The organism is Janthinobacterium sp. 13, assembly GCF_002749695.1.
GTDB classification, from domain to species: Bacteria; Pseudomonadota; Gammaproteobacteria; order Burkholderiales; family Burkholderiaceae_D; genus Janthinobacterium; species Janthinobacterium kumbetense.
Genome location: NZ_PEEQ01000001.1, coordinates 6,035,081 through 6,061,314, shown reverse-complemented (window position 1 = coordinate 6,061,314; position 26,234 = coordinate 6,035,081). Strand labels below are relative to the sequence as shown.

General features: G+C 62.8%; 26 protein-coding genes. 17 read left to right on the top strand and 9 right to left on the bottom strand.

The features are described from left to right. Positions 1 to 157: 157 nt before the first annotated feature. A complete protein-coding gene (locus CLU94_RS26640) occupies positions 158 to 907 on the top strand; it encodes a nucleotidyltransferase domain-containing protein (RefSeq protein ID WP_099667889.1) in 750 nt (249 codons plus the stop codon). Here CLU94_RS26640 and CLU94_RS26635 read toward each other — a convergent pair. Continuing rightward, positions 904 to 1,809, bottom strand: a complete 906-nt coding sequence (locus CLU94_RS26635) for a LysR family transcriptional regulator (RefSeq protein WP_099667888.1) — start codon at positions 1,807 to 1,809, stop codon at positions 904 to 906. The two genes, CLU94_RS26640 and CLU94_RS26635, sit on opposite strands and share 4 nt — an antisense overlap. A 97-nt stretch (positions 1,810 to 1,906) precedes the next feature. Between CLU94_RS26635 and CLU94_RS26630 the strand changes: the two genes are divergently transcribed. From CLU94_RS26630 to CLU94_RS26620, 3 genes are all read left to right on the top strand, one after another. Beyond that, complete coding sequence (locus CLU94_RS26630) at positions 1,907 to 2,200, top strand: DUF2798 domain-containing protein (protein ID WP_099667887.1); 294 nt, start codon at positions 1,907 to 1,909, stop codon at positions 2,198 to 2,200. Between the two features lie 101 nt (positions 2,201 to 2,301). Further along, on the top strand, positions 2,302 to 2,700 hold the full coding sequence (locus CLU94_RS26625; RefSeq protein ID WP_099667886.1) for a VOC family protein: 399 nt from the start codon (positions 2,302 to 2,304) through the stop codon (positions 2,698 to 2,700). A 107-nt stretch (positions 2,701 to 2,807) separates the two neighbouring features. Next, positions 2,808 to 3,656, top strand: a complete 849-nt coding sequence (locus CLU94_RS26620; protein WP_180278786.1) for an alpha/beta fold hydrolase — start codon at positions 2,808 to 2,810, stop codon at positions 3,654 to 3,656. A gap of 45 nt (positions 3,657 to 3,701) precedes the next feature. Here CLU94_RS26620 and CLU94_RS26615 read toward each other — a convergent pair whose 3' ends face one another. Beyond that, positions 3,702 to 5,789 carry a 3-hydroxyacyl-CoA dehydrogenase NAD-binding domain-containing protein gene (locus CLU94_RS26615; RefSeq protein WP_099667884.1) on the bottom strand — a complete coding sequence of 696 codons (2,088 nt, stop codon included), beginning with the start codon at positions 5,787 to 5,789 and terminating at the stop codon, positions 3,702 to 3,704. Positions 5,790 to 6,416: 627 nt separating this feature from the next. Between CLU94_RS26615 and CLU94_RS26610 the strand changes: the two genes are divergently transcribed. Genes CLU94_RS26610 through CLU94_RS26595 form a run of 4 tightly spaced genes read left to right on the top strand, consistent with a single transcriptional unit; the run spans position 6,417 to position 11,288 of the window. Beyond that, positions 6,417 to 8,417, top strand: coding sequence for a methyl-accepting chemotaxis protein (locus tag CLU94_RS26610; RefSeq protein WP_257219018.1), 2,001 nt, complete (start codon positions 6,417 to 6,419; stop codon positions 8,415 to 8,417). A gap of 3 nt (positions 8,418 to 8,420) precedes the next feature. Beyond that, positions 8,421 to 9,245: a CheR family methyltransferase gene (locus CLU94_RS26605; RefSeq protein WP_099667882.1), complete on the top strand. Its 825-nt coding sequence runs from the start codon at positions 8,421 to 8,423 to the stop codon at positions 9,243 to 9,245. Next, positions 9,242 to 9,775, top strand: a complete 534-nt coding sequence (locus CLU94_RS26600; protein ID WP_099667881.1) for a chemotaxis protein CheD — start codon at positions 9,242 to 9,244, stop codon at positions 9,773 to 9,775. The genes CLU94_RS26605 and CLU94_RS26600 overlap by 4 nt, the downstream gene beginning before the upstream one ends. Then, positions 9,762 to 11,288 (top strand): chemotaxis protein CheW, encoded by a 1,527-nt coding sequence (locus tag CLU94_RS26595; protein WP_257219017.1) that lies wholly within the window; start codon positions 9,762 to 9,764, stop codon positions 11,286 to 11,288. The genes CLU94_RS26600 and CLU94_RS26595 overlap by 14 nt, the downstream gene beginning before the upstream one ends. Before the next feature lie 6 nt (positions 11,289 to 11,294). On the opposite strand, the gene CLU94_RS26590 is transcribed toward CLU94_RS26595, so the two are convergent. Continuing rightward, on the bottom strand, positions 11,295 to 12,947 hold the full coding sequence (locus tag CLU94_RS26590; RefSeq protein ID WP_099667880.1) for a 3-(methylthio)propionyl-CoA ligase: 1,653 nt from the start codon (positions 12,945 to 12,947) through the stop codon (positions 11,295 to 11,297). A gap of 226 nt (positions 12,948 to 13,173) precedes the next feature. Between CLU94_RS26590 and CLU94_RS26585 the strand changes: the two genes are divergently transcribed. The 7 genes from CLU94_RS26585 to CLU94_RS26555 all read left to right on the top strand — a co-directional run bounded on the left by CLU94_RS26585 (position 13,174) and on the right by CLU94_RS26555 (position 18,717). Further along, entirely contained in the window at positions 13,174 to 14,652 is a 1,479-nt protein-coding gene (locus tag CLU94_RS26585) for a protein adenylyltransferase SelO (protein ID WP_218965366.1), read from the top strand. Positions 14,653 to 14,661: 9 nt separating this feature from the next. After that, entirely contained in the window at positions 14,662 to 15,063 is a 402-nt protein-coding gene (msrB, locus tag CLU94_RS26580; protein WP_034756083.1) for a peptide-methionine (R)-S-oxide reductase MsrB, read from the top strand. 75 nt (positions 15,064 to 15,138) lie between these two features. Beyond that, positions 15,139 to 15,768 carry a septation protein A gene (locus CLU94_RS26575; RefSeq protein WP_099411909.1) on the top strand — a complete coding sequence of 210 codons (630 nt, stop codon included), beginning with the start codon at positions 15,139 to 15,141 and terminating at the stop codon, positions 15,766 to 15,768. Next, a complete protein-coding gene (locus CLU94_RS26570; RefSeq protein ID WP_257219016.1) occupies positions 15,765 to 16,067 on the top strand; it encodes a BolA family protein in 303 nt (100 codons plus the stop codon). Before CLU94_RS26575 ends, CLU94_RS26570 begins: the two co-directional genes overlap by 4 nt. Positions 16,068 to 16,179: 112 nt before the next feature. Continuing rightward, complete coding sequence (locus tag CLU94_RS26565; RefSeq protein ID WP_077404793.1) at positions 16,180 to 16,959, top strand: peptidylprolyl isomerase; 780 nt, start codon at positions 16,180 to 16,182, stop codon at positions 16,957 to 16,959. A 116-nt stretch (positions 16,960 to 17,075) separates the two neighbouring features. Continuing rightward, on the top strand, positions 17,076 to 17,852 hold the full coding sequence (locus CLU94_RS26560; RefSeq protein WP_034756072.1) for a peptidylprolyl isomerase: 777 nt from the start codon (positions 17,076 to 17,078) through the stop codon (positions 17,850 to 17,852). Between the two features lie 184 nt (positions 17,853 to 18,036). Further along, positions 18,037 to 18,717, top strand: a complete 681-nt coding sequence (locus tag CLU94_RS26555) for a DNA alkylation repair protein (protein WP_099667879.1) — start codon at positions 18,037 to 18,039, stop codon at positions 18,715 to 18,717. Here CLU94_RS26555 and CLU94_RS26550 read toward each other — a convergent pair. Further along, complete coding sequence (locus CLU94_RS26550) at positions 18,680 to 19,354, bottom strand: TetR/AcrR family transcriptional regulator (protein ID WP_099667878.1); 675 nt, start codon at positions 19,352 to 19,354, stop codon at positions 18,680 to 18,682. The genes CLU94_RS26555 and CLU94_RS26550 overlap by 38 nt on opposite strands. 108 nt (positions 19,355 to 19,462) lie before the next feature. Here CLU94_RS26550 and CLU94_RS26545 point away from each other — a divergent pair, with 108 nt between their 5' ends. Beyond that, positions 19,463 to 20,161: a DAPG hydrolase family protein gene (locus CLU94_RS26545; RefSeq protein WP_180278785.1), complete on the top strand. Its 699-nt coding sequence runs from the start codon at positions 19,463 to 19,465 to the stop codon at positions 20,159 to 20,161. Between the two features lie 4 nt (positions 20,162 to 20,165). Here the strand turns inward: CLU94_RS26545 and CLU94_RS28815 are convergent, their stop codons facing one another. Further along, entirely contained in the window at positions 20,166 to 21,059 is an 894-nt protein-coding gene (locus CLU94_RS28815) for a GNAT family N-acetyltransferase (protein ID WP_099667877.1), read from the bottom strand. Positions 21,060 to 21,224: 165 nt separating this feature from the next. Here CLU94_RS28815 and ypfJ point away from each other — a divergent pair, with 165 nt between their 5' ends. Continuing rightward, positions 21,225 to 22,118: a KPN_02809 family neutral zinc metallopeptidase gene (gene ypfJ, locus CLU94_RS26535; RefSeq protein WP_099667876.1), complete on the top strand. Its 894-nt coding sequence runs from the start codon at positions 21,225 to 21,227 to the stop codon at positions 22,116 to 22,118. A gap of 55 nt (positions 22,119 to 22,173) precedes the next feature. Here the strand turns inward: ypfJ and CLU94_RS26530 are convergent, their stop codons facing one another. From CLU94_RS26530 to nadA, 4 genes are all read right to left on the bottom strand, one after another. Further along, entirely contained in the window at positions 22,174 to 23,256 is a 1,083-nt protein-coding gene (locus CLU94_RS26530) for a TIGR03118 family protein (protein WP_099667875.1), read from the bottom strand. 115 nt (positions 23,257 to 23,371) lie between these two features. Continuing rightward, positions 23,372 to 24,130 carry a substrate-binding periplasmic protein gene (locus CLU94_RS26525; protein WP_099667874.1) on the bottom strand — a complete coding sequence of 253 codons (759 nt, stop codon included), beginning with the start codon at positions 24,128 to 24,130 and terminating at the stop codon, positions 23,372 to 23,374. Beyond that, positions 24,130 to 24,996 carry a carboxylating nicotinate-nucleotide diphosphorylase gene (gene nadC, locus CLU94_RS26520; RefSeq protein ID WP_099667873.1) on the bottom strand — a complete coding sequence of 289 codons (867 nt, stop codon included), beginning with the start codon at positions 24,994 to 24,996 and terminating at the stop codon, positions 24,130 to 24,132. Before nadC ends, CLU94_RS26525 begins: the two co-directional genes overlap by 1 nt. Further along, a complete protein-coding gene (gene nadA, locus CLU94_RS26515; RefSeq protein WP_099667872.1) occupies positions 24,993 to 26,126 on the bottom strand; it encodes a quinolinate synthase NadA in 1,134 nt (377 codons plus the stop codon). The genes nadC and nadA overlap by 4 nt, the downstream gene beginning before the upstream one ends. Between the last annotated feature and the right edge of the window lie 108 nt (positions 26,127 to 26,234).

The window sequence follows — 26,234 nt, the reverse complement described above, 5'->3', positions numbered from 1 at the left end:
AACACCAGATTGCCCACTGGATAAGCGGGCAGCTTTATCTTAACGCGATCCTGGCGAAAAGTACAAGCGCTCGGTATTACTTATTAGAAAGGATTACCTGCGCGCGCGCCACTGCATGCTATGGTGGAAGTTTCTCCCACCGGACTCGTCCCCAGGCATGCCGACCATCGCCCCCGCCCCCTGCGGCCCGCTGCAGCACCATTTCGACGCCTTGCTGCAAGACGTCTGCGCCAGCCTGGCTGCGCACGCCGGCAACTTGCTGGACGGCATCTACCTGTATGGCAGCATCGCCCGCGGCGATGCCACGCCGGGCGTGTCCGACCTCGACCTGACCCTGGTGCTGCGCCAGCCGCCCACGCCGCCGCAACTGGAAACGCTGGAAGCGCTGCGCCTGGCCCTGCAGGCACGCCGCCGGGAAGTACTGAAAATCGATTTCGATATCGGCCACCGGGCCCAGGTGCTGGCGCCGGAGCACCTGTACAGCTGGGGCTACTGGCTCAAGCACCAGTGCCGCTGCCTGTGGGGCGAGGACCTGGCGCCGCACTTTGCGCCCTTCTCTCCCTCGCGCGCCATCGCCCTGGCCGTGAATGGCGACTTTGCCCGCGTGCTGGACGATTATGCGCGGCGCCTCGATGACGAGCGCGACCCTGCCGCCATCGCCCGCCTGCAGCGCGAAGCGTCGCGCAAGCTGATCCGTTCCTGCAACCTGCTGCGCCAGGATGGCGATCCCGGCTGGCCCGCCAGCCTGGACGAGCATGCCGCGCTGTTGCTACGCCGCTATCCCGCCATGCAGGCGCAGGCAGCCTATTTCCTTGCCCAGGCCAGGCCCGGCGCCGCGCCGGCCAGCGGCTTTGCGCCGGCGCTGCGCCGATTCACGCAGTGGCTGGTGCAGCAACAGGCGGGCTAGACGCCAGTCCCGTCGTTCAACAGCGGATTGCCGGCCGCAAACGCCGCCAGGTGCTCGAGCAGCACGCGCACGCGGGCCGGCAGGTAGCGCCGCTGCGTCCACACGGCGTACACGTGGCGCGGCTGCGGCATCCAGTCGGGCAGCACGCGCACCAGGCTGCCGCTGGCCACTTCGTCGCGGCATTGCAGAAGCGGACACAGCAGTATGCCGATGCCCGCGTCGGCCATCTCCACGGCCAGGCGCATCTCGTTCACGCGCAGGCGCGCCTGCGGTTCGATCACCATTTCGGCGCCGTCGCCGGGCCGCCGCAAGCGCCAGGTGCGCAGCGGTTCGGCCACGATCAGCTCGTGCTTTTCCAGCTCCTGCAAGTCGCGCGGCACGCCGGCGCGCGCCAGGTAGCCGGGCGCGGCCACCATCACCAGCGCGGCGCTGCCCAGGCGGCGCTGCATCAGCGAGGAGTCGTCGAGCGAGCCCACGCGGATGGCCAGGTCGGCGCCGCTGCCCACCAGGTCTTGCAGCAGGTTCGACAGTTCCAGCTCCAGGCGGATGTCCGGATACTTCTGCATGAAGCTGACCCAGGCCGGCGTCAGCAAGCCGCTGGCGAAGTTGACGGGCGCCAACACGCGGATGCTGCCCGAGACGGCCGACAGGCTGGCGTCGAGCTGCTGCGTGGCTTGCCTCAGGGCATGGACCAGGGGACGGCACTGCTCGTAGTATTGCCAGCCTTCCGCCGTCGGCTGCAAGCGGCGCGCGCTGCGGTTGAGCAAGCGGTAACCGAGCTGGCTTTCCAGCTTTTGCAGCCGGCGCGTGACGGTGGCGGCGGGCAAGTCTTCCTTGACGGCCGCCGCATGCAGGCTGCCCGCCTCGACAATGGAAACAAACAGGGCTAAATCATCGAGCATGATTGCATTTTCGGAATTTGAAATTAAAAATATGGCTCTAGTATAGATTGCTGCAAGTTGTTACGCTGCCCTTTCCTTACCATTTTGAAAGTGTCCCATGTCCGAAGCCCTGCGTTTGCGTTGCGTATTTGCCTTCCTGATGTCGCTGGTCATGACCCTGCTGATGAGCGCCTGGGTCACCTGGCTCAATATCGGCCTGCAGGCGGACTTCCTGCCCCGCTGGCGCCACGCGTTCTTTGCCGCCTGGCCCGTGGCCTTCTGCGCCGTGATGCTGTTCGCGCCCCGCGTGCAAGTCATCAGCCGCAATATCGTCACCCGGCTGGCGCGCCCGGCGCCGACCTGCCCCGCCTGCGCGGCCAATGCGCCATGTGCGTGCGTCCGCCGACCTTAACCGGCAGTCGGCCACCGGCAGTATCACTCGGTCACTCCCGCCCACGGCCGCCCTGATCCGGGCTATGCTATGGCCGTCCTTGTTTTTACTGCGGAGTGACCATGCTCGACCACGTTTCCCTCACCGTCAGCGACCTGGAACGCGCCGAGCGCTTCTACGACGCCATCTTCGCCGCGCTCGGCGTGCCCAAGGTGGGCAGCGACCATGCCAATGCGTGGATAGGCTATGGCGAGCGCAGCGATGCCGAACACCCCGAACGCAGCTATTTTTCCGTCCGCCTGGGCCCCGCGCCCGGCGACGCGCCGCGCCGCCATTGCTGCTTCAAGGCCCCCTCGCGCGCGGCCGTGGAAGCGTTCTGGCACGCGGGGCTGGCGCAGGGCGGCATCGACCTGGGCGCGCCCGGCTTGCGCCACTATCACGCCAGCTATTACGCGGCCTTTTTGTTCGATCCGGACGGCAACCGCATCGAAGCCGTCTGCCACCGCGCCGACGCCGGCTGACAGGACGGGAAATCCGTCTCTGTTCGGCATTTCCACTTCGTGACGATTTGCCTATAATGGCTGGCACGCCATACCGGTCCCCGGTCCCTGCACCAAGAAGGAGATTCATGCATCATCTATTCGTCGGCCGCCCCGCGCGCACCATGCTCCTCTCCAGCGCCGGCTTGCTGCTGGCAGGCTGTTTTTCCGGCTGCTCCCTGTTGCCATCGACCCCGGTCATGCCCGGCGTGCCGGCTACCGCCGCCCTGCCCGACGCCAGCATCGCCTACACCGTGAGCGGCCAGGGCGGCGTGCCCGTCGTGTTCCAGTCGGCCATGGGCGACGGCAAGGATGTGTGGGCCAAGGTGGCGCCCGAAGTGGCAAAGCAGCACCGCGTGCTTGTGTACGACCGTCCCGGCTACGGCGACAGCAAGAAAACCACCACGCCGCGCGACCCGTGCACCATCGCCGCCCAGCAGCGCGCCCTGCTGGCGCAAGCGGGCCTGAAACCGCCGTATGTGCTGGTCGGCCATGGCTTGGGCGGACTGTACCAGTATGTGTATGCGAAGCTGTACCCGCAGGACGTGGCCGGCCTGGTCTTGCTCGATCCCACGCACCCGCAGCAATGGAACCGCCTGCAGACGGACGCATCCACCTACGCCATGCTCGTCAAGACGCGGCGCAAGCTGATGTTCAACAGTACGGAATCGGCCGAATTTGATGCCCAGACGCAATGTCTGCAGCACGTCGACATGGGCAGCCCGCTGCGCGTGCCCGCCATGCTGCTGGTGCGCGACAAGTTCGGCATCGAGGAAATGGGCTCGTTTGAAAACGTGGTGCGGGCCCAGGAAAAGGATTGGCAGCGCCTGTCCGGCGCGCCGGCCATCGAGCGCATCACGGGCGCCGGCTACTACATCCAGAAGGACAATCCCGTCATCGTCAACGAAGCGGTCAAGATGGTGGCGAAGAAGAAATAAAAAAAGGGCAGAGAAATCTGCCCTTTGTCATTCAACAGCCCAACATCAACTATTGAAGCCCTTGCCCTCGCCCGCCAGCTTCACCAGCAGGGGCGCAGGCGTCCACGCTTCGCCATGGCGGCCTTTCGCATAGCCGGCGATCGTGTCGAGCACGTTCGGCAAGCCGACCGTGTCCGCGTAGAACATGGGGCCGCCGCGGAACAGCGGGAAACCGTAGCCCGTCAGATACACCATGTCGATGTCCGAGGCGCGCAGGGCGATGCCCTCTTCCAGGATGCGCGCGCCTTCGTTGACGAGCGCATACACGAGCCGCTCGACGATTTCCTGGTCGCCGATCTTGCGCCGCGCCACGCCGATGTCGGCGGAGTGCTGGACTATCATGGCGTTGACCTGTTCCGAGGCGTACGCCTTGCGGTCGCCCGGCTTGTAGTCATACCAGCCGGCGCCCGTCTTCTGGCCATAGCGCCCCAGTTCGCACAGCAGATCGGCCGTCTTCGAATACGTCACTTCCGGTTTTTCCACGTAGCGGCGCTTGCGGATGGCCCAGCCGATGTCGTTGCCGGCCAGGTCGCCCATGCGGAACGGGCCCATGGCAAAGCCGAATTTCTCGACGGCCTTGTCGACCTGCTCGGGCAGACAGCCTTCTTCCAGCAGGAAACCGGCTTGGCGGCTGTATTGCTCGATCATGCGGTTGCCGATGAAACCGTCGCACACGCCGGAAACGACGCCCGTCTTTTTCAGCTTTTTCGACAGCGCCAGCGCCGTGGCCAGCACATCCTTGCCCGTTTCCTTGCCACGGACGATTTCCAGCAGTTTCATGACGTTCGCCGGGCTGAAGAAATGCGTGCCGACCACGTCTTGCGGGCGCTGGGTGAACGCGGCGATCTTGTCCAGGTCCAGGGTCGAGGTGTTCGAGGCGAGGATGGCGCCCGGCTTCATGACGGCGTCGAGCTGCCTGAACACGGTTTCCTTGACGCCCAGTTCTTCGAGGACGGCTTCGATGACGATGTCCGCCTGCGCGATATCCGCATACGCCAACGTGCCGGAAACGAGCGCGATGCGCTGCTCGGCCTTGTCCTGCGTCAATTTGCCCTTCTTGACCGTGTTTTCATAATTCTTGCGGATGGTGGCCAGGCCCTTGTCCAGCGCTTCCTGCTTCGTTTCCAGCAAGGTCACGGGGATGCCCGCGTTGGCGAAATTCATGGCGATGCCGCCGCCCATAGTGCCGGCGCCGACAATCGCCGCGCTGGCGATGGCGCGCACGGGCGTGTCGGCCGGCACGTCGGGCACCTTGCTGGCGACGCGCTCGGCAAAGAAGGCGTGGCGCAGGGCTTTCGATTCCGGCGACTGTACCAGCTGCATGAACAGTTCGCGCTCGTACTTCAAGCCCTCGTCGAATTTCATCGTCACGGCGGCCGCCACGGCATCGACGCATTTCAGCGGTGCGGGGAACGGGCCGGACATGGCTTTCACGGTATTGCGCGAAAACTGCAGGAACGCTTCGTGGTTCGGGTAATCGACCTTGCGCTCGCGCACTTTCGGCAGCGGGCGCACGTCGCCCACTTTCGTGGCGAAGGCCACGGCGGCGGCCAGCAAGTCCGCGCCGGGCGCGATGACTTCGTCGAACAGGGCCGTGCCGGCCAGTTTTTCGGACGCCACGGGCGTGCCCGAGACGATCATGTTCAGGGCCATTTCCAGGCCCAGCACGCGCGGCAGGCGCTGCGTGCCGCCCGCGCCCGGCAAGATGCCGAGTTTGACTTCAGGCAAGGCCATCTGCGCGCCAGGCGCGGCCACGCGGTAGTTGCAGCCCAGCGCCAGCTCCAGGCCGCCGCCCATGCAGACGCTGTGGATGGCTGCCACGACGGGCTTGGTCGATTGCTCGACGACGTTGATCAGGGTGTGCAGCGTTGGTTCCGTGAGCGCCTTGGGCGAATTGAATTCCTTGATATCGGCGCCGCCCGAAAAGGCCTTGCCGGCGCCCGTGATGACGATGGCTTTGACGGCGTCGTCCGCCAGCGCCTGGCGGATGCCGGCCACGGCGGCCGTGCGCGTCGCCAGGCCCAGGCCGTTGACGGGCGGGTTGGCCAGGGTAATGACGGCAACGGCGCCGTTCACTTGATATTCAGCACTCATGTCTCTTCCTTGTTGGTCTATAGGTTTTTGCTTGGCGATGAGGTGGTTGCAAGGGATGAAGCTGCACTATACCGCATAAAAGAACGCTCGTATTATTTTTGTCGTGCGCGCGCAGGCGCCAGCATGGTACGCCATGGTACAACATCATTTGCGGAAAGATTCTGCTGCATGCAGCAAGGTCCAGTAGAAGCTATCACTTGAATATTCATTTAAATAATAAAAGCACAATAATAATAACGCCGTTTTATTATGTAAGAAAATGCGTTTGTTATATGCCGGCATGGGCCAATTGCGACAGTTTTTACATTATTTATTCCCGCCCCTTGTTTTTCGCCAGATGCTGGGGAATAATAAAATTGTTGATACAAATCAATACTCTACAATTTATCTACAATAAGGCATACCGCAGGAAAAACACTGGCGGCCGTTCTGCGCGCACATTCTCACCGATTATCACCAGATGTCGACCGCGGCAATAACATTGCTGCCTTTTATGGATAGCAGTAAAAGTAATAGCAGCGGCATTATCGTTCCCATTCCTCTTCTCACCCCGAAGGAAATACTATGGACGCAGCCAGCCATGTCAGCCACTCCCAGGATCTGGACTTACAAGCGATAAATACTGCATTGAACCGTGTCCAGGCCGTGATCGAATTCGAACTCGACGGCACCATCCTGCATGCGAACGACAATTTCCTGCGCGTCGTCGGCTATACCCTGGCGGAAGTGCAAGGCAAGCACCATGCCATCTTCTGCGACCCCGAATATGTCAAGACGGATGAATACAGCAACTTCTGGGCCAAGCTGGGACGCGGCGAGTTCGACCATGGCGAATACAAGCGCCGCGCCAAGGATGGGCGCGAAGTGTGGATCAACGCATCCTACAACCCCATCCTCGACGCGGACGGCAAACCGTATAAAGTCATCAAGTTTGCCACCGACATCACGGTCACCAAGCGCCGCAACGCCGATTACGAAGGCAAGATCGACGCCATCAGCAAGGCCCAGGCCGTGATCGAGTTCCGGCTCGACGGCACCATCCTCGACGCCAACGACAATTTCCTCAAGTCCGTCGGCTACACGCTCGACGAGATCAAGGGCAAGCATCACCGCATGTTTTGCCTGCCCGATTACGCCAACAGCGACGACTATGCGCAGTTCTGGCACAAGCTGGGGCAAGGCCAGTTCGACGCGGGCGAATACAAGCGCCTCACCAAGGACGGCCGCGAAATCTGGCTCAATGCCTCGTACAACCCCATTTTCGATACGGAAGGCCGGCCCTTCAAGGTGGTCAAGTTCGCCAGCGACGTCACGGCCCTGAAAAAGCGCAACGCCGAATACGAAGGCAAGGTCAGCGCCATCGGCAAGGCGCAGGCCGTGATCGAATTCGACATGCAGGGCAATGTGCTGGATGCGAACGACAATTTCCTCGCCGTCATGGACTATGACTTGAGCGATATCAAGGGCGAGCACCACCGCATGTTTTGCGAGCCCGAGTATGCGAGCAGCGCCGAGTACAAGAAATTCTGGCAAAAGCTCAACCGCGGCGAATTCGACGCGGGCCGCTACAAGCGCCTGGGCAACCATGGCAAGGTGGTGTGGATACAGGCCACCTACAACCCCATCCTGGACCTCAACGGCAAGCCGTATAAGGTGGTCAAGTTCGCCATCGACATCAGCGAACAGGTGAACCTGGAAAACAGCATCCAGTCCAAGGCCGCCAACGACAGCCGCAAGGTCAATGCCCTGCTCGAATCGGTGGCGCGCGCGGCGCAAGGCGACCTGACCTGCAATATCGTGCCCGAGGGCGACGAGCCGATCGACCTGCTGGCCGGCGGCATCAGCAAGATGATCATCGACTTGCGCGGCGTGATCGGCAACGTGGTGTCGGCGGCGAACGGCTTTGCCGACGCCTCGCACGCGATCGCCGAACGGGCCACGGGCGTGGCCGTGGGCACGCAGGCGCTGGGCGCCACGGTGGAAGAAATGAACGCCTCCATCGACGGCCTGACCTTTTCCATCAATTCCATCGCGGAAAACACCTCGAACGCCGATTACCTGGCGAAAGCCACGCAGCAGGAAGCGGAAGCGGGCGCGCGCGCCGTCGCCAAGTCGATCGAAGCGATGGACTTGATCAACCGCTCGTCGGAAGACATCGGCGAAATCGTCAAGGTGATCAGCGAAATCGCCAACCAGACGAACATGCTGGCCTTCAATGCGGCCATCGAGGCGGCCCGCGCGGGCGAGCACGGGCTGGGCTTTTCCGTCGTTGCCGACGAGGTGCGCAAGCTGGCCGAGCGCTCTTCGCAGGCGACCAAGGAAATTTCCAAGCTGATCAACGAATCCGTCAAGCGCGTCTCGACGGGCAGCGAAATCTCCCGCCAGGCCAGCGACGCCTTCGACAAGATCGTCTCGGGCGTGGCGAAGACCACCCTGGCCATCTCGGATATCTCGAAGGCGGCCAACGAGCAGCTGCTGACGGCGCGCGAAGTGTCCACGGCGATCCAGTACATTGCCGAGGAAACGGAAAAGTCGGCCGCCAACTGCGACAGCATCGCCCGCTCGACGGATGGCTTGAACGAGCGCGCGGGCAGCCTGAACCAGACTGTCTCCGGCTTCGTGGTGTAGGCCATGAGCCACGCGGCCACCTTGACGCCCGAGGTGCTGACGACCCTGATCGCGCTGGTGCGCCAGCATACGGGCATCGCCATGACGGCACGCAAGAGCGTCTTGCTGGAACGGCGCTTGCAGCCACGGCTGCAGGCGCTGTCCCTGCACAGCTACCAGGCTTACCTGGACCGCGTGGCCAGCGACCGCGACGAGGTAGCCCATTTCATCGACCTGGTGACCACCAACGACACCCTGTTCTTCCGCACGCCGTCCATCTGGGATTACTTCCGCGACCGCTACCTGCCCGCCTGGGCCCGCGCGCATCCGGGCGGCTGCCTCGCCATCTGGTCGGCGGCCGCCGCCAGCGGCGAGGAACTGTATTCGATCGCCATGCTGTGCGAGCAATTCAAGCTGCAGGCGCCCGCCTTCCGCTACCAGATCCTGGCCAGCGACATTTCGCAGCAGATCCTGGGCGCGGCGCGGGCCGGCCAGTACAGCGGCCGCTCCGTCGAGCGCATCCGCCTGTCGCACCCGGACTTGCTGCGCAAATATTTCACGCCCGCGCCGTATGGCGTCAAGGTCAACGAGGAACTGCGCCAGCACGTCAGCTTTGCCCAGCACAATCTGCTGGAAGCGCTGCGCCCGGCCCAGCGCTTCGACCTGGTCTTCCTGCGCAACGTGCTGATCTATTTCGACGCCGAGCACCAGGAAACCGTGCTGCGCCAGGCGCGCCTGAGCCTGAAGGACGAGGGCCGGCTGATCCTGGGCGAGTCGGAAACCATCGCCCGCCTCGGCACCGGCTATCAATTCGAGTTTCCCATGATTTATAAGGCGGGTACCGCATGAGCATCATCATCGAGCAAAACTTGCCGCTGCAACATGTTGGCATGGGGCAACTCAGCGTGGGCACGCAGGGCGAGCAGCTGCAAGCCTTGCTCGGCTCCTGCATCGGCATCGGCTTCATCTGGAAGAATGGCCCCTGCTGCGGCCTGGCCCACTGCCTGCTGCCGGAAGCGCCCGGTACCGCCGGCGCCCCTGGCGCTCCGAATGCACGCTATGTCAGCCAGGCCGTGCCCTCGCTGCTGCGCCTGATGGGCGTGCGCCAGGCCGATTACGCCGATATCGAAGTGGTGCTGGCGGGCGGCGCCAGCATGTTTGGCCCGCGCAACGGGCGCTTGCAAGTGGGCCGGCAAAACGCGGAAGCGGCGCAAAAATACCTGGACCAGTGCGGCTTGCACGTCAGTTTTTGCGCGCTGGGCGGCCGCCACGGGCGCCAGTTGCTGATCGATTGCGCCCGGCACAGCTATGCCGTCACCGATGTGGTGGCGCAACCCGAATTGATTCCACGCAAGGAAGGCGCATATGGATATGCATGAAGCAACGGGCTTGCAAGCGCAGGGCGCCAGCGACACGGCCACCGAACTGTTCGGTTCCTTCCACCTGGGCGACGATGAATTCGCCCTGCCCGCCAGCTGCATCCGCGAGGTCGTCAATTACCCCGCCAAAGTCACCGCCCTGCCCCTGTCGCCCGCCTACCTGGAAGGCATGTTCACCTTGCGCGGCAGCGTCATTCCGGTGGTCAACCTGGGCCGCTTGTTCCGCGCCGACGCGCCGCGCGCCGTGGCCACGGACAAGATCGCCATCCTCGATTTCCAGCAAGTACTGATCGGCATCGTCTTCCAGGATACGGGCGAAATCCTGCGCGTGCCCGCCAGCGCCCGCAGCGCCCTGCACTATGCGGCCGGCGACAGCCACGCCGTCATCGCCGGCACGATCCTGCAGGACGGCGGCGCGCGCCTGCTGCAGGTACTCGACCCGCACGCCCTGCTGCGCATCGAAAACGTGCCCCACGTGCTGGCCCTGCAGGCCACGGGCGCCAGGCTCAGCACGTCCCGCTACCATGCGCAAAGCGAACGCCGGCAGTGCGTCAGCTTCCATGCGGCGGGCGCCACGTTTGCCTTCGAAATGCTGGCCATCCAGGAAATCATCCGGGTGCCGGAACTGCACAGTTCCCTGCTGAACAGCGAATTGTGCCTGGGACGCATGCATTTTCGCGGCAGCCAGGTGGCCGTAGTCGATTTCGGCGCCCTGCTGCAGGCGGGCGAGCCCGGCAAGGCAGCCACCGGCGACCAGCGCATCATCGTCGTGCGCCTGGAGGACACGACCGTGGGCTTCCTCGTCGACTCCGTCGACAGCATCGTGCATTTCTTTGGCGACGAAGTGCTGCCGATTCCCCTGCTGAGCAAGGCGCGCGCCGCCATGTTTGCCGGCTGCATCACGAAGGAAGGCCTGGGCGACATCATTTTCCTGGATCACAAGGAAATCCTGTCGCAGGCGGAGATCGTCGAGATGCGCGACGGCCACGCGCGCCTGTACCCCAGCGACCCGGAAACGGCCACCGCCGCCACGCGCAAGGCGCAACGCCGCGTCTACATCACGTTTACGGTGGAAACCCGCTTCGCCGTGGAAATCGGGCAAGTGCGCGAAATCATCGATTTCAGCGGCGCCATCACCACGCCGCCGGGCATGCCGGCCTGCATGCGCGGCATGCTGAATTTACGCCAGCAAATGATCAGCATCATCGACTTGCGCCAGCTGTATGCGATGCCGGCCTTGCCGGACGCCAGCGCGGGCAAGATTCTGATCGTGGAACGGGGTGACGAGCGCTACGGTTTTCTCGTCGACCATGTCGATAACATCATGACGATTTCCGACAGCCAGCGCTTTGCGGCACCGCAAATCATCCGCACGGGAGAGCATGACGACTTGCGCAGCGAAATGGATGAAATGATCGATATCGGCACGGATGCGCAGCGCCAGACCCTGTCCGTCTTCCAGTGCGATCATTTGCTGGAAAAGCTGGGGTCGGCGCTGCCGCAGGCGGCCTAGGCTGCTTTACATGCCCGGCAACTTGTGCCCCTTGAACTGCTCGCGCAGCTTGTTTTTCTGGATCTTGCCCGTGGCGCCCATGGGCAAGGCGTCGATGAACAGCACGTCGTCCGGCGTCCACCACTTGGCGATCTTGCCTTCGAAAAATTGCAGCAAGGCGTCGCGCGTGACCGCCATGCCGGGACGCACCACCACCACCAGCACGGGGCGCTCGTCCCATTTCGGGTGGAACACGCCGATGCAGGCCGCCTGCAGCACGGCCGGGTGCGCCATGGCCAGGTTTTCCAGGTCGATGGTGCCGATCCACTCGCCGCCCGACTTGATCACGTCCTTGCTGCGGTCCGTGATCTGCATGTAGCCGTCCGCATCGATGGTGGCCACGTCGCCCGTGGGGAACCAGCCATCCTGCAACACCTCGCCACCCTCGTTCTTGTAGTACGAGGAAATGATCCACGGCCCTTTCACCAGCAAATGCCCGTAGGCCACGCCATCCCACGGCAATTCCTTGCCATCGTCGTCGACGATCTTCATGTCCACGCCATAAATCGCATGGCCCTGCTTTTGCAGGATCTTGCGCTGTTCCTCCTTCGGCAAGTCCAGGTGCTTGGTCTGCAAGCCGCCGGCCGTGCCCAGCGGCGACATTTCCGTCATGCCCCAGGCGTGGATGACCTCGATGTCGAACTTGTCGATCAGGGTATCCATCATGGCGGGCGGGCACGCGGCGCCGCCGATCACCGTGCGGCGGAAGGTGGAAAACTGCAAGTCATTCTGCAAGGCGTGATTGAGCAAACCCAGCCAGACGGTGGGCACGCCGGCCGAGAACGTCACCTTTTCCGCCTCGAACAGTTCGTACAGCGACTTGCCATCGAGCGCCGCGCCGGGAAACACCATGCGCGCGCCGGACAGGGGCACGGAATACGGCAAGCCCCACGCGTTCACGTGGAACATGGGCACGACGGGCAGCACGGTGTCCGAGGCGCGCACGTTCAGGGCGCTGGGCATGGCCGACGCGTACGCGTGCAGCACGGTCGAGCGGTGCGAATACAGGGCGCCCTTGGGGTTGCCCGTCGTGCCCGACGTGTAGCACAGGGTGGCGGCTGCATTTTCGTCGAACAGGGGCCAGGCGTAATCGTCGGAATGCGTGGCGATCAAGTCTTCATAGCACAGCAGGTCGGGAATCGTGCTGCTGGCGGGCATGCGCTCGCGGTCGCACATCAGCACGAAGTGACGGACAAACGTGCAGTCGGCGGCGATTTTCTCCACCACGGGCAAGAAGGTCAAATCGAACAGCAAGACCTGGTCTTCGGCATGGTTCGAGATGTAGGCGATCTGGTCGGGGAACAGGCGCGGATTGATGGTGTGCAACACGGCGCCCGAGCCCGACACGGCATAATAGGCTTCCAGGTGGCGGTAGCCGTTCCAGGCCAGGGTGGCGACCCGGTCGCCCATGCCGACGCCGAGGCCATGCAAGGCGTTCGCCAGGCGCCGCGCGCGCTGGTGGCAATCGCGGTAGGTGTAGCGATGCATATCGCCCTCCACCCGCCGCGAAATGATTTCGCTGCCTCCATAATGACGCGCTGCAAACTCGATAATGCTGGAAATCAGCAGGGGCTGATTCATCATCTGGCCCATCACTGGACTCAAGGGAAATGCCGACATCGTGTCTCCTGGGTTGGATACTCGGTTATTGTTGGAATTTAAAGATTTTCCTTAGTTTCGTACGGTCGTGCGGAAATCGTCAACGCATTTCGATATTGCATTGCAGCATGGAATTTTTGATTCCGTTTTTTGCCGCAGTGGCCCCCATTTCCGCGCCCGCCACGCAGCTTGGCGCCGTGCGGTAAAATCGCCTTCCAGGCTGGCGCACCTTGCCGCTCCCTCTTATCTGACTGGAATTGCCATCACCGCTCATACCTTACCACTGGATAACGCCTTTGCGGCCTTGCCGCCCGCGTTCTATACGCGCTTGATGCCCACGCCCCTGCCCGCCCCGTATTTCGTGGCCGCCAGCGGGCCGGCCGCCAGCCTGGTCGGCCTCGATGCCGCGCGCCTGGCCGGGCCCGATTACGTGGAGCTGCTGAGTGGCAACACGGTTGCCGAGCGCTCGATTCCCCTGTCGGCCGTGTATTCGGGTCACCAGTTCGGCGTCTGGGCCGGCCAGCTGGGCGACGGCCGCGCCATCTTGCTGGGCGATATCGCCACCGAACACGGCCCGATGGAGCTGCAGCTGAAAGGCGCCGGCGCCACGCCGTATTCACGCATGGGCGACGGGCGCGCCGTGCTGCGCTCGTCCATCCGCGAATTCCTGTGCTCGGAAGCCATGGCGGCGCTGGGCATTCCCACCTCGCGCGCGCTATCCATCATGGGTTCGCAGCAAGGCATCATGCGCGAAACGGTGGAAACGGCCGCCGTCGTGACGCGCATGGCGCCCACTTTCGTGCGCTTCGGCTCGTTCGAACACTGGTTTTACCGCAAGAAGCCGGACGAGCTGAAAATCCTGGCCGATTACGTCATCGACGGTTTTTATCCCCATTTGCGCGCCGCATCAAATCCATATCAAGCCTTGCTGGCCGAAGTGTGCGTGCGCACGGCGCACATGATTGCTCACTGGCAAGCCGTGGGCTTCATGCATGGCGTCATGAACACGGACAATATGTCCATCCTGGGCTTGACGCTCGATTATGGCCCCTTCGGCTTCATGGAAGCGTTTGACGCCGAGCACATCTGCAACCATACGGACCAGCAGGGCCGCTATTCCTACGCCAACCAGCCGCAGGTGGGCCACTGGAACTGCTATGCGCTGGGCCAGGCCCTGCTGCCGCTGATCGGCGAAGTGGAACTGGCGCAGGCGGCGCTGGACGGCTACCAACCCGCGTTTGCGGACAAGATGAATGCCTTGCTACGCGCCAAGCTGGGTTTGCGCACGACGCAGGACGACGATACGGCCCTGTTCGACAGCATGTTTGCGCTGATGCAAGCCAACCACGTGGATTTCACCAACTTCTTCCGCGCACTGGCGACCTTGCAAGTGGCCGCCCCCGAACACGACACGATGCTGCGCGACATGTTCATCGACCGCCCCGCCTTCGATGCGTGGGCGACGACCTACCGCGCGCGCCTGCTGCAGGAGCACAGCGTCGATGCTGAACGGCAAGCCGCCATGAACCAGGTCAACCCGAAATACGTGCTGCGCAACTACCTGGCGCAAGTGGCCATCGAGAAAGCCCAGCAGCACGATTACACGGAAGTGGCGAAATTGCTGGAAGTTTTGCAAAAGCCATTTGACGAACAGCCCGAACACCAGCACTATGCGGCCCTGCCGCCCGACTGGGCCAGCCACCTTGAAGTCAGTTGCTCATCCTGAGGAGTCCTTATGACCACGAATAAAGTCAAGAAAACCGACGCCGAATGGCGCGCCATGCTCGACTCGATGCAATACGAAGTCACGCGCCACGCGGCCACGGAACGGGCCTTCACGGGCAAGTTCTGGGACCACCATGAACACGGCGTCTACACCTGCGTCTGCTGCAACACGCCACTATTTGCCTCCGACACGAAATTCGACTCCGGCTGCGGCTGGCCCAGCTATTTCCAGGCGCTCGACCCGGCGAATGTCACGGAAATCGTCGACCGCAGCCACGGCATGGTGCGCACGGAAATCGTCTGCGCCGTCTGCGACGCCCACCTGGGCCACGTGTTTCCGGACGGCCCGCCGCCGACCGGCTTGCGCTATTGCATCAATTCGGCTTCCCTGCGCTTCGATCCGCAGCCGTGATGCCGGCAATGGCTTGGGCCTTGCTCCTAAGCCATTCCTAAGATGATTTTAATAAGACCAGTGTAAAGTCTCGCCATGAAATTTCTATTCGACCTCTTCCCCCTGATCGCCTTCTTCACCGCCTTCAAACTGGGCGGCATGTATGAAGCGGCCACGCACGATTTCGTGCAGCAATATCTGTCCGGCTTCGTGTCAGGCGGCCTGATCAAGGCCGACCAGGCGCCGTGGATACTTGCCACCCTCGTCGGCATCGTCGCCACGGCTTGCCAGGTCAGCTATCTGCTGCTGCGCGGGCGCAAGGTGGACGGCATGCTGTGGCTGTCGCTGTTCATCTTTGTCGTGTTCGGCGGCGCCAGCATTTACCTGCATGACGATTTCTTCCTGAAATGGAAGCCGACCCTGATCTACTGGCTGTCCGGCCTGGCCCTCTTGATCGCCCACGTGGGTTTCAAGAAAAACCTGATCCGCAAGACCATGGAAGCGCAAGTGCAATTGCCGGATGCCGTCTGGAACCAGCTGCTGGCCGCATGGATCATTTTCTTCGGCGCCATCGGCGCACTGAACCTGTTCGTCGCCTTCGTGCTGTACAAGGGCGACATGGCTGCCTGGGTCAGCTTCAAGGCGTTTGGCGCGACGGGCATTTTCTTTGCCTTCATCGTGGCGCAAACCCTGTTCCTGGCCAAACATATCAAGGAAGACGCATGATGCACACCACCACCGAAAATACTGCGCCGGAAACGCGCATGCAGCGCATTCGTACCCGCCTGGAAACGGCACTTTCCCCTCTGGAATGCGTGCTGGAAGACGACTCGGCGCGCCACCGGGGCCATGCGGGCGCCGCCTCGGGCGGCGGCCATTACAATCTACGCATTATTTCTAGTCAATTTGAAGGGCTCAGGCTCGTCATGCGCCATCGACTGGTGTATGATTCCGTGCACGATATGATGCATAATGAGATACATGCATTGGCGATTGTGGCATTGGCGCCGTCCGAGGTAGCATAAGGATGGCGTTTTTGGCGTACCCGGATCACTTGGGTATGCCCTTGCTTCTGGCGCCATGCCTGGATTTCTTTCCATGCGTTTTTTACGAAACTTTCCCTAACAGGATTTAATAATGACTTTTAAGCCAGCCCGCTTGCTGATCGCACTACTCGCCGTTGTCGCGGTACCTGTTTTTGCGCAAAATGTTGCCGTTGTTAATGGCAAGCCTATCCCATCGTCGCGCGTTGATGCAGTCGTCAAGCAAGTCGTCGCCCAAGGCCAGCAACCGGATTCGCCGCAATTGCGCGAAATGATCAAGAAGGACTTGATCGGCCGTGAAGTGCTGATGCAAGAAGCGGAAAACAAAGGTTTCGGTAAAGATGCAGCAGTCAAGCAGCAAATCGAGAACGCGCGCCAGGCCATCGTCATCAACGCCCTGGTCGGCGACTACCTGAAAAAGAACCCCGTCAACGACGCTGAAATCAAGGCGGAATACGACCGTTTCGTGGCCCAGACCGGCGACAAGGAATACCACGTACGCCACATCCTGGTAGCGACCGAAGCGGAAGCGAAAGACATCATCGCCAAGCTGAAAGGCGGCGCCAAGTTCGAAGACCTGGCCAAGCAATCGAAAGATGCCGGTTCGGCCGACAACGGCGGCGACCTGGACTGGGCAGCACCATCGTCCTTCCCGAAAGTCTTCTCCGACGCCTTCGTGAAACTGCAAAAAGGCCAGGTCACCGACACCCCGGTGCAAACGCCTAACGGTTTCCACGTGATCAAGCTGGACGACACCCGCGCGGCAAAACTGCCGACCCTGGAAGAAGTCAAGCCACAGATCGCCGAAGCGCTGCAGCAAAAGAAACTGCAAGCGTATCAGGAAGAAATGATCAAAAAAGCGAAAGTTCAGTAAGAACTGACCTCCCCGGCGCCCTTTTCGGCGCCGGTCGTGTATTCTGCGCCTGAATGCGTACTGCACGGCAGTCGCGATCTTTTGTATCGGTTTTTGTATACTTATTAGGAATGAACATGATTTTGAAGCCAGCCCGCCTGATCTTAGCCCTGGTCGCCGTAGTAGCGATCCCTGCGTTCGCGCAAAACGTGGCCACCGTGAACGGCAAGGCCATCCCTTCGTCGCGCGTCGACCAGGTCGTCAAGCAAGTCGTTGCCCAAGGCAAACAAGCGGATTCGCCGCAATTGCGCGAAGCCATCAAGAAAGACCTGATCGGCCGTGAAGTGCTGATCCAGGAAGCCGACAAGCAAGGCTACGGCACCCGCCCGGAAGTCAAGTCGCAGATCGACAATGCCCGTCAAAGCATCATCATCAACGCCCTGCTGGCCGACTACGTGAAGAAAAACCCTGTCAAGGACGCTGAAATCAAGGCCGAATACGACAAGTTCAAGGCACAAGCGGGCGACAAGGAATACCATGCACGCCACATCCTGGTCGCCACCGAAGCGGAAGCGAAAGACATCATCGCCAAGCTGAAAGGCGGCGCCAAGTTCGAAGAACTGGCGAAAGTATCGAAAGACGGTTCCGCAGCCAATGGCGGCGACCTGGACTGGGCTAGCCCAGCTTCGTACGTGAAGCCATTCTCTGACGCCATGGTCGCCCTGAAACCAGGCCAGGTCACGCAAACGCCAGTGCAATCGCAATTCGGCTTCCACGTGATCAAGCTGGAAGAAACCCGTCCGACGAAGTTGCCGGCACTGGAAGAAGTCAAGGGCCAGGTGGCCGAGTCGCTGCAACAGAAGAAACTCGCCGCCTACCGCGACGAACTGATGAAGAAGGCAAAAATCCAATAAAAACGCCTGATATAAGCTACTGCGCGTCGCGCTTTGCGGCCTGCGATGCTCACCGTACCTTCGTACGGTTGCGCGTCTCGGCCACAAATCGCTGCCGCTCGCTACGCTTCTATCAACCGTTTGGATGGCTGGACAAGAGCGCTCTTCGGGGCGCTTTTTTTACGCCTGAAAAAAGCGAGATGCGATGGATTTACATGCAGAACTGAAGGCGGCGCTGGAAGCGGTTGCCGAACCGGGCCGCGCGGGGCCCATGCAAGCCTACATGCGCGACCAGTTCGTTTTCCTGGGCGTGGCGGCGCCGCAGCGGCGGCTGGCCGCCAGGGGCTTGCTGGCGGGCTTGCAAGGCATCGGTGCCGATGCCCTGCTGGAACATGCGCAACTGCTGTGGCAACAGCCGGAGCGCGAATACCAGCACGTGGCGCTCGACATGCTGGCCCTGCACCGGCGCCAGCTGGGCATCGAACACCTCCCCGCCCTGCTGGCACTGGCGCGCCAGCGCGCGTGGTGGGACAGCGTCGACGGCATGGCGGGCATCGTCGGCGAGGTGCTGCAGGCGGAACGACAGCGCGGCGGCGACGGCCATGCGCACATGGAGGGCGCCTTGCGCCATGATGACTTCTGGCTGCGCCGCATCGCCATGCTGCACCAGCTGGGCTGGCGGGCCGACACGGATGCGGCCTGGCTGTTCGACGCGGCGCTGGCGCTGGCCCACGAAGACGAGTTTTTCATCCGCAAGGCCATCGGCTGGGCCTTGCGCGACTACGCGCGCCACACGCCCGAGGCCGTGACGGCGTTTGCCGACGCGCACCGCCAGCAACTGTCGGCGCTCAGCTACCGCGAAGCGCTGAAGCACCAGCCACGCTGAAGGCCGAGCCGCCCAGCAGGCGCAGCGCGGCATCGATGCGCGGCGCGGCATCCCAGGCCGGCGCGGGCGCCAGCAAGCCCAGCGCCATCTGCCGCAGGGGCTCGGCAATCACCATGGCCAGCAGCAAGCCGGCCACCTCCCGCCCATCCTGCAACGCCAGATGGCCGCGCGCGGCCTGGCGCTGCAGCCAGTCGGCCAGCAGGGCCGTGCCCCGCTCGATGCCGTTGCGCTGATACACGGCAAGTAGATCCGCGCGGGCGGGAAACTCCGTGCACAGCAGGCGGAACAGTCCGACGGCGTCCGCCGTCAGCACGCGCCCCGCCATCGCCTGCAAGATCTCTTTTAACAGCGGCAACACCTCGCCAGGCCTGGCCGCATCGTGCGCCATGGCCGGCAGGAAAGCATCCGTCCAGCCGCGCACCACCAGGGCGACCAGTTCCTCGCGGTTGGCCGCGTATTGATACAGCGATTTCTTTGCCATGCCCGCATGGCGCGCCACCGCTTCCATGGTCGTTGCCGCATAGCCTTCGTTCAGCAGCAGCCAGGTAGCCGCCTGCACGGCCGCCTCGCGCGCTTCCTCGGGAGGCCGCGCCGGACGGCCCCGTCCGCGCAAGGCCTTGCTCTCTTCTTCCTGCATGCCAGCTCCAAGCTTGATCGATGAGCAATTTTACACTGAAACATATTTAGGAAACGCTAAACGTTTCTTTAATATATAATTGGCTCACCCCCAACAAAGGAGAACGACATGACGCAGCATATTGAATTCCCATGGAGCATTACCAGCACGGGCGACTTGCTCGACCCATTTCCCCTGCACCTGGAAACGGGCGTCACGCGCCTGGAAAACGGTTGTCTGCTGGTGGCAGCGCGCACGGAACTGCACGGCTGCAGCGGGCGCATGCTGGACTGGTGGTTTACGTTTTTCGAGACGACGCAGCACATCAAATGGTGGCACCCGCACGATCACGTGGCCCATCATGGCTGGAACAGCGCGTGGAAAAAGGGAGAAAGTTACTACGGCGCCTCGATCGAGGCAGTGGAATCGCTGGGCGACATTCCACCCGTGAAAGCCAAGCTGAAGTTCCATGATCCGAAGGATGTATTTGATACGGCGCAACTGCAACAGGCCAGGGACAGCGGCGCCCTGTCGGCCGCCATCTGCGCGCGCATCGGCTTCGGCGACCACGTGGTGCTCGACCCGCAGGGCGACCCGCTCGATGGCGAAATGCTGCACCTGACGCGCGACACCCCCACGGGCTGCGTGCTGCGCAGCCGCTTCTTGCTAGGCCGCAATAGCCTGAACCCCGTGCGCGACGTGCCCGACGTGCTGGGTCTGAACTTGCTGCGCCATTGCTACAGCGAATTTACCTACCTGTCGCGCTTTTTGCCCTCGCTGTATTACGGCGAGCACGCGAATGGAGAGCAAGCACCGTTGCCCTGGTAAAACATTACAGCCGCTTGTGCATGCGCGCCAGCGGCAGTTTGACGCCATCGGGCAAGTCCAGGTAAAACTCTTCCGTCACGGCAAAGCCGCTGGCCAGGTACAGCGGCACGCCAGGCAAGGTGGCGGCCAGTTCCAGGGCAGTAAAACCGGCGGCCAGCGCCTGGCGTTCGCAATGGCGCATCAGCATGCGGCCCAATCCCTGGCGGACGGCCGCCGGCTCGACAAAGAAGGCGCGGATGCGGCCCGGCTGGCTGGCCGGATCGAGCAGCGGGTCCGGGCCGCTCTTGGCGCGGTCGGCGCCATACAGGGTGGCACGCCGGCTCCAGCCGCCGCAAGCCAGCATGGCGCCCTCCCGTTCGATGACGAAATACGTCTGGTCGGCCATGAGCTGCGTATCGACGCCGAACACGTGGCGCGTCACGGACTCGGCCTGTTCCGGCGTATAGAACCCCGCGCTCAGCGCCACGCCGGAACGGGCAATCAGCGCGTTCATGGCAGGCACGTCGGCCGGCAGCGCCACGCGCAAGCAGCTCAAAGCGCCAAAGCTGAACCAGGCGCGGCTGATGCGTCCCTGCTCCACTTCATACGTCGCCACCAGTTCCTGCGCCGACACGCCATCGTCCGTGTCGCCATGGACGATTTCATGGTCGATCACCAGCTTGCCGCAGGCGATGCGGTTGAGTAACTGCGCGTGCGGTTTGCTGGCGGCGAAGCGGGCCGTGAAACGGGGGCCGATTTGCCCGCTGCCCGTGGCCAGCAAGGTATCGGGATGCTGGAATTGCTGTGCGTCATCAGCATAGATGGCCAGCAAGGCCGGCACGTCGTGCGCGTTGTAGGCGTCCAGTTGGGCCTGGACCACCGCGACGGGAGAAATGCGTGTATCGTTGGCAAGCGCCATGCGTGTACCTGTTGTGATGTGGGTGGAAAGTTGCAAAGCGTAACACTGTCGCTCCTGTCGCGGCGCGGTTTGCTGCGATAATTGTAAGATTCGTTATAAGACTCACCGCAAGAGACATCTTGCGGCGTCACCAATCAATCGCAAATCGCAGCAGGAGTAGATATCATGAAATGGGAAGGCAATCGCGAAAGCGACAATGTGGAAGATCGCCGTGGCGAAGACGGCGGTGGGGGCGGCGGCGGTGGCGGCTTTGGGTTTGGCGGGCGCTCGATCGGCATCGGCACCATCGTCATCGCCCTCGTCGGCTCGTATGTGCTGGGCGTCAATCCCTTGACCTTGCTCAACCTGCTCAGCGGCGGTGGCGGCCAGATCAGCACCCAGCAAAGCCAGTCGCCCGCGCGCCAGCCGCCCGAATCGGACGAGATGGCCCGCTTCGTGAAAACCGTGCTGGCCGATACGGAAGACACGTGGGGCGCCCTGTTCAAGGCCGAAGGCGGCAGCTATGTGAAACCCAAGCTGGTGCTGTTTTCCGGCAGCACGCCGACGGCTTGCGGCACGGGCCAGAGCGCCAGCGGCCCCTTCTATTGCCCTGGCGACCAGAAAGTCTACCTGGACCTCGATTTCTTCAACCTGATGCAGCAGCGCTTCAAGGTCTCGGGCGAATTTGCCGAGGCCTACGTGATCGCGCATGAGGTGGGCCACCACGTGCAAAACCTGATGGGCTTGTCCGAGAAGGTCGACAATGCCCGCCGCACGCAGTCGGAGCGCCAGGCCAACGCCATGTCCGTGCGCTTGGAATTGCAGGCCGACTGCTTTGCCGGCGTGTGGGCGTATCACGCGAACGCCGACCGCAAGATCCTGGAACAGGGCGACGTGGAAGCGGCCCTGAAAGCGGCCACGGCCATCGGCGACGATGCGCTGCAGCGCCAGTCGCAAGGCCATGTCGTGCCGGACTCGTTTACGCACGGCACCTCGGAGCAGCGCGTGCGCTGGTTCAGCAAGGGCATCGAGAGCGGCCAGATTTCCCAGTGCAACACCTTCGAGGCGCGCCAGTTGTAGGCCCTCGCCGGCCGGTTGCAGGCGCGCTGGGCACAGCGCGCCTGCCCGTGCCACGCTACTTCACGTCGATGCGCCCATATTGTCCGTGCGCCTCGTCAGCCGGCCCGGCCGCATAGAACAGGGTATTGACGGGCTGGCTGTTGAGGCCATTGCCAAAGGCGATGCCCCACAAGCCATCGATCACCAGCGGCGTGCCGTCGGGCTTGAGCAGCGGCCCGCCAGCCTTGCCCGTGACGCTGTCATAGGCGTTGATCTTGCCATCGCCAAAATTCCCGATCAACAGCATATTGCTGGCAGAGCCGAAGTCGGCCGGCGCCAGCGCCATGCCCCATGGCGCATTCAAGGCCCCGCCGCTCACCAGCCGCTTGATCAGCGTGCCGCCGGTGTCGTACACATTGACGATGCCCAGGCCCGCGCCCGCCTCCTCATCGTCGCCGCTGGCTTCGCGCTTGGCATAGGCGACATAGATGCGCTCGCCGATGGCCTGGATGCCGAACGGCGCATAGCCAGCCGGCAAGCCGGGATCGCTGAACGCGCCAGGCCAGCTGGCCCTGGCAAAATTGGCATCGAAGACATCGACGCGCCCGTTATGGAAATCGGCCGCATACAGGTAGTTGGCGCCCGCACGGGCGGCAATCGCCAGGCCCTTGTAGACGCTGCCGCCGGCGCTGCCGTCATACACGACCAGGGCCGTGACGGGACTGACCGTGGGCGACCAGGCCGAGATGCTGCCGCTTTCGCTGGCGAAGATGAAGGGGCTGGGCGCCGTCACGCCATTCTGGCTCAGCTTGAAATCCTGCGTGCCGTTGAAGACGATGCCCGTCGGCCCTGCCGGCGTGCTGACCACCAGCGATTGCGGCACGCCGTTGCCATCGTACAAGGTCGACTTCGCCGTGCCATTCGCCGCCACCCAGACGAAGCCGCGCGGATTGAACGCCACGCCCCAGGCATTGACGAGGTTGGGGTCCGTGTGCGCGGCCGGCAGCGCGGCCGTATCGGACACGAGGCTGGTCGCCGCATATGCGTTCAGGGCTGGCGGCTTGTGATGGTGGTGGCCGCCGCCGCAGGCAAACAGCGCGGTGGCCAGCGCGGCGGCGAGACAGGCGCAAACAATCTGCCTGGTGGTATGCGTTTTCATGGCGTTCCCCTTCTGCGTGATGGGCAGAGTTGCGCTGCCTGCCATCAGGGTATAAGCGGACCGTGCCGGACGCTTGAGCCGCGTCAAGCGCAGCGCAGATAGGGCTTGCGCCCCGTCAGGGTATGCCGACGTCGTAGCGCTTGCCCAGCTTTTTCAGTTCGCCTGTCTCGATCAGGCTATTCAATTCCTGGTCGAACTGCAGGCGCAGCTTGTCGAAGGCGGGCGAGCGGGGAAAGGCAAAATAGCCGTTCTGCACTTCTATGACTTTGGGCAAGGGTTTCACCTGGCGCCCATAGCCGAGGCGGGCGATCACGGGATCGGTATTGCGGCGGTTGCTGACGAACACGTCGACGTGGTTGTGCACCAGCATCTTCAAGCCGTTTTCCACGTTATTCGCCACGCTGACCTGCAAGCCGGGCCGCACGCGCTCCCAGTCCGCGCCATAGGCCCAGCCATTGAGCAGCACCACCCGGCGGCTCTTCAGCACCGCGTAGTCGCCATCCCAGCTGAAGCTGGCATCCTGGCGCGTGTAAAAGACCATCTGGTCCTGGTAAAACGGCTTGTCGGAAAACGCCATGCCGGCGATACGCTCGGGCGTCTTGTAGGGGCCGATCAAGATATCGGCCTGGCCCTGCACCAGCATGGCTTGCGCGCGCGCCCACGGCACCATGCGAAAACGCACGGTATTGCCCGTGCGTGCCGCCATCAGGCGCAGCAGTTCCGCGCCCAGGCCGCCATACTCGCCGCTATCCTGGTACTCGAAGACGCGCTCGAACTGCGCGCCCACGGCCAGCAGCTCGCGCGCCTGCAGCGGCGCGGCGAGTGCCGGCCACAGCAGCGCCAAGGCCAGCAGGCGCCGCCCTGCTCCGCTCATCAGCCGACGATGCGCAAGGAGTAATCGGTGGCCCGCACGTCCTTGGTCAGGCTGCCGATCGAGATGCGGTCCACGCCCGTTTCGGCAATCGCGCGCACGGTATCGAAATTGATGCCGCCAGACGCTTCCAGCAAGGCGCGGCCATGCGTCAAGGCCACGGCGTCGCGCATCATGTCGTTGCTGAAGTTATCGAGCAAGACGGAAACGGCGCCCGCGTCCAGCGCTTCCTGCAATTGCGCCAGGGTTTCCACCTCGATTTGCACGGGCACGCCCGCGTCGAGGTTGCGCGCATTTTCCAGGGCCTGGCTGACGCCGCCCGCGGCAGCGATATGGTTTTCCTTGATCAGGATGCCGTCATACAGGGCCAGGCGCTGGTTCTTGCCGCCGCCCACGCGCACCGCATACTTTTGCGCCAGGCGCAGGCCCGGCAAGGTCTTGCGCGTGTCCAGGATGGACGCCTTGGTGCCGGCGACCACGTCGACATACTGGCGCGTAGCCGTGGCGACCGCCGACAGCAATTGCAGGAAATTGAGGGCGCTGCGCTCGGCCGTGAGCAAGGCGCGGGCCGGCGCTTCGATCGTGCAGACGACGCTGTCGGCCGTCATCATGTCGCCTTCCGCGTAATGCCAAGCGATGTCGATGCTGCGGTCCAGGCTTTTCATGATGCCTTCGAACCAAGGCGCGCCGCACAGCACGGCTGCTTCGCGCACGATGACACGGGCCGTGACGATATGGTCGGGCGGCACCAGTTCGCCCGTCAGGTCGCACTGGCCCACGTCTTCCAGCAAGGCGGCCAGCAAATTGCCTTCGAATGCGCGCGCCAGGGCGGGATCGAAAGGAGCGAAAGAATTGACGAGGGTACTCATGCTGGACCGATTCCTTGGAACAATTTAGTTTCTTTTGCCAGATCCGCGCCCGGCTTGAGGCCCGCCTTCTTGGCGGCGGCGAAGTCGAGCATGCGGTTGATCGAACGCACGGCCAGCTGGCCGACGGCGGGATCGACGTGGATTTCGTTGTACATGTTTTCCAGCGTTTCAGCCAGGTTCAGCAATCCATTCATGGCCATCCACGGGCAGTGAGCGCAGCTCTTGCAAGTGGCGCTGTTGCCGGCCGTGGGCGCTTCGATGAAACGCTTGCCCGGCGCGGCCGCGCGCATCTTGTGCAGGATGCCGTTGTCGGTGGCGACAATGAACGTGTCCGTGTCCATGGTTTGCGCTGCCGCAATCATTTGCGACGTGGAACCGACCATGTCGGCCAGGGCCACCACGTTGGCGGGCGACTCCGGATGCACGAGCACCTTGGCTTGCGGATACTCTTCCTTGAGCAAATCGAGTTCGATGCCCTTGAATTCATCGTGCACGAGGCAGCTGCCCTGCCACAGCAGCATGTCGGCGCCCGTTTCCTTCTGGATATACGAACCCAGGTGCTTGTCCGGTGCCCACAGGATTTTCTTGCCCTGCGCATGCAAATGGGCAACGATGTCGAGGCCGATGGACGACGTCACCATCCAGTCCGCGCGCGCCTTGACTGCGGCGCTGGTGTTGGCGTAGACGACGACGGTGCGGTCCGGATGGGCGTCGCAAAAGGCCGTGAATTCATCCACCGGGCAGCCCAGGTCGAGCGAACAGGTCGCGTCGAGGTCGGGCATCAAGACCGTTTTTTCGGGACTGAGGATTTTCGCCGTTTCGCCCATGAAGCGCACGCCGGCCACGACCAGGGTCTTGGCCGGATGGTCGCGCCCGAAGCGGGCCATTTCCAGGGAATCGGAGACGCAGCCGCCCGTGGCTTCAGCCAGGTCTTGCAGGTCAGCATCAACGTAGTAGTGGGCAACGAGCACGGCTTCGCGCTCGATCAGCAAGCGCTTGATGCGCGTGATCAGTTCGGCTTTTTCGGCCGGGGAAGGCGTCGCTGGCGTGCGTGCCCAGGCATGGGCAGTGCAGCTGGCTCCGTCTTGTGGATGTTCGTACTCGACGGATTTGATGGCTAAAGTTTGCATGGCTGTGTCAAACAAAAACGGGATAGACCGGCACGATTGCAATAAAGCAGGTGCGCCGGAACGAAAGGACCGCGGCGCGTCGGTGTGGTGCTGCCGGATGGGCGACTG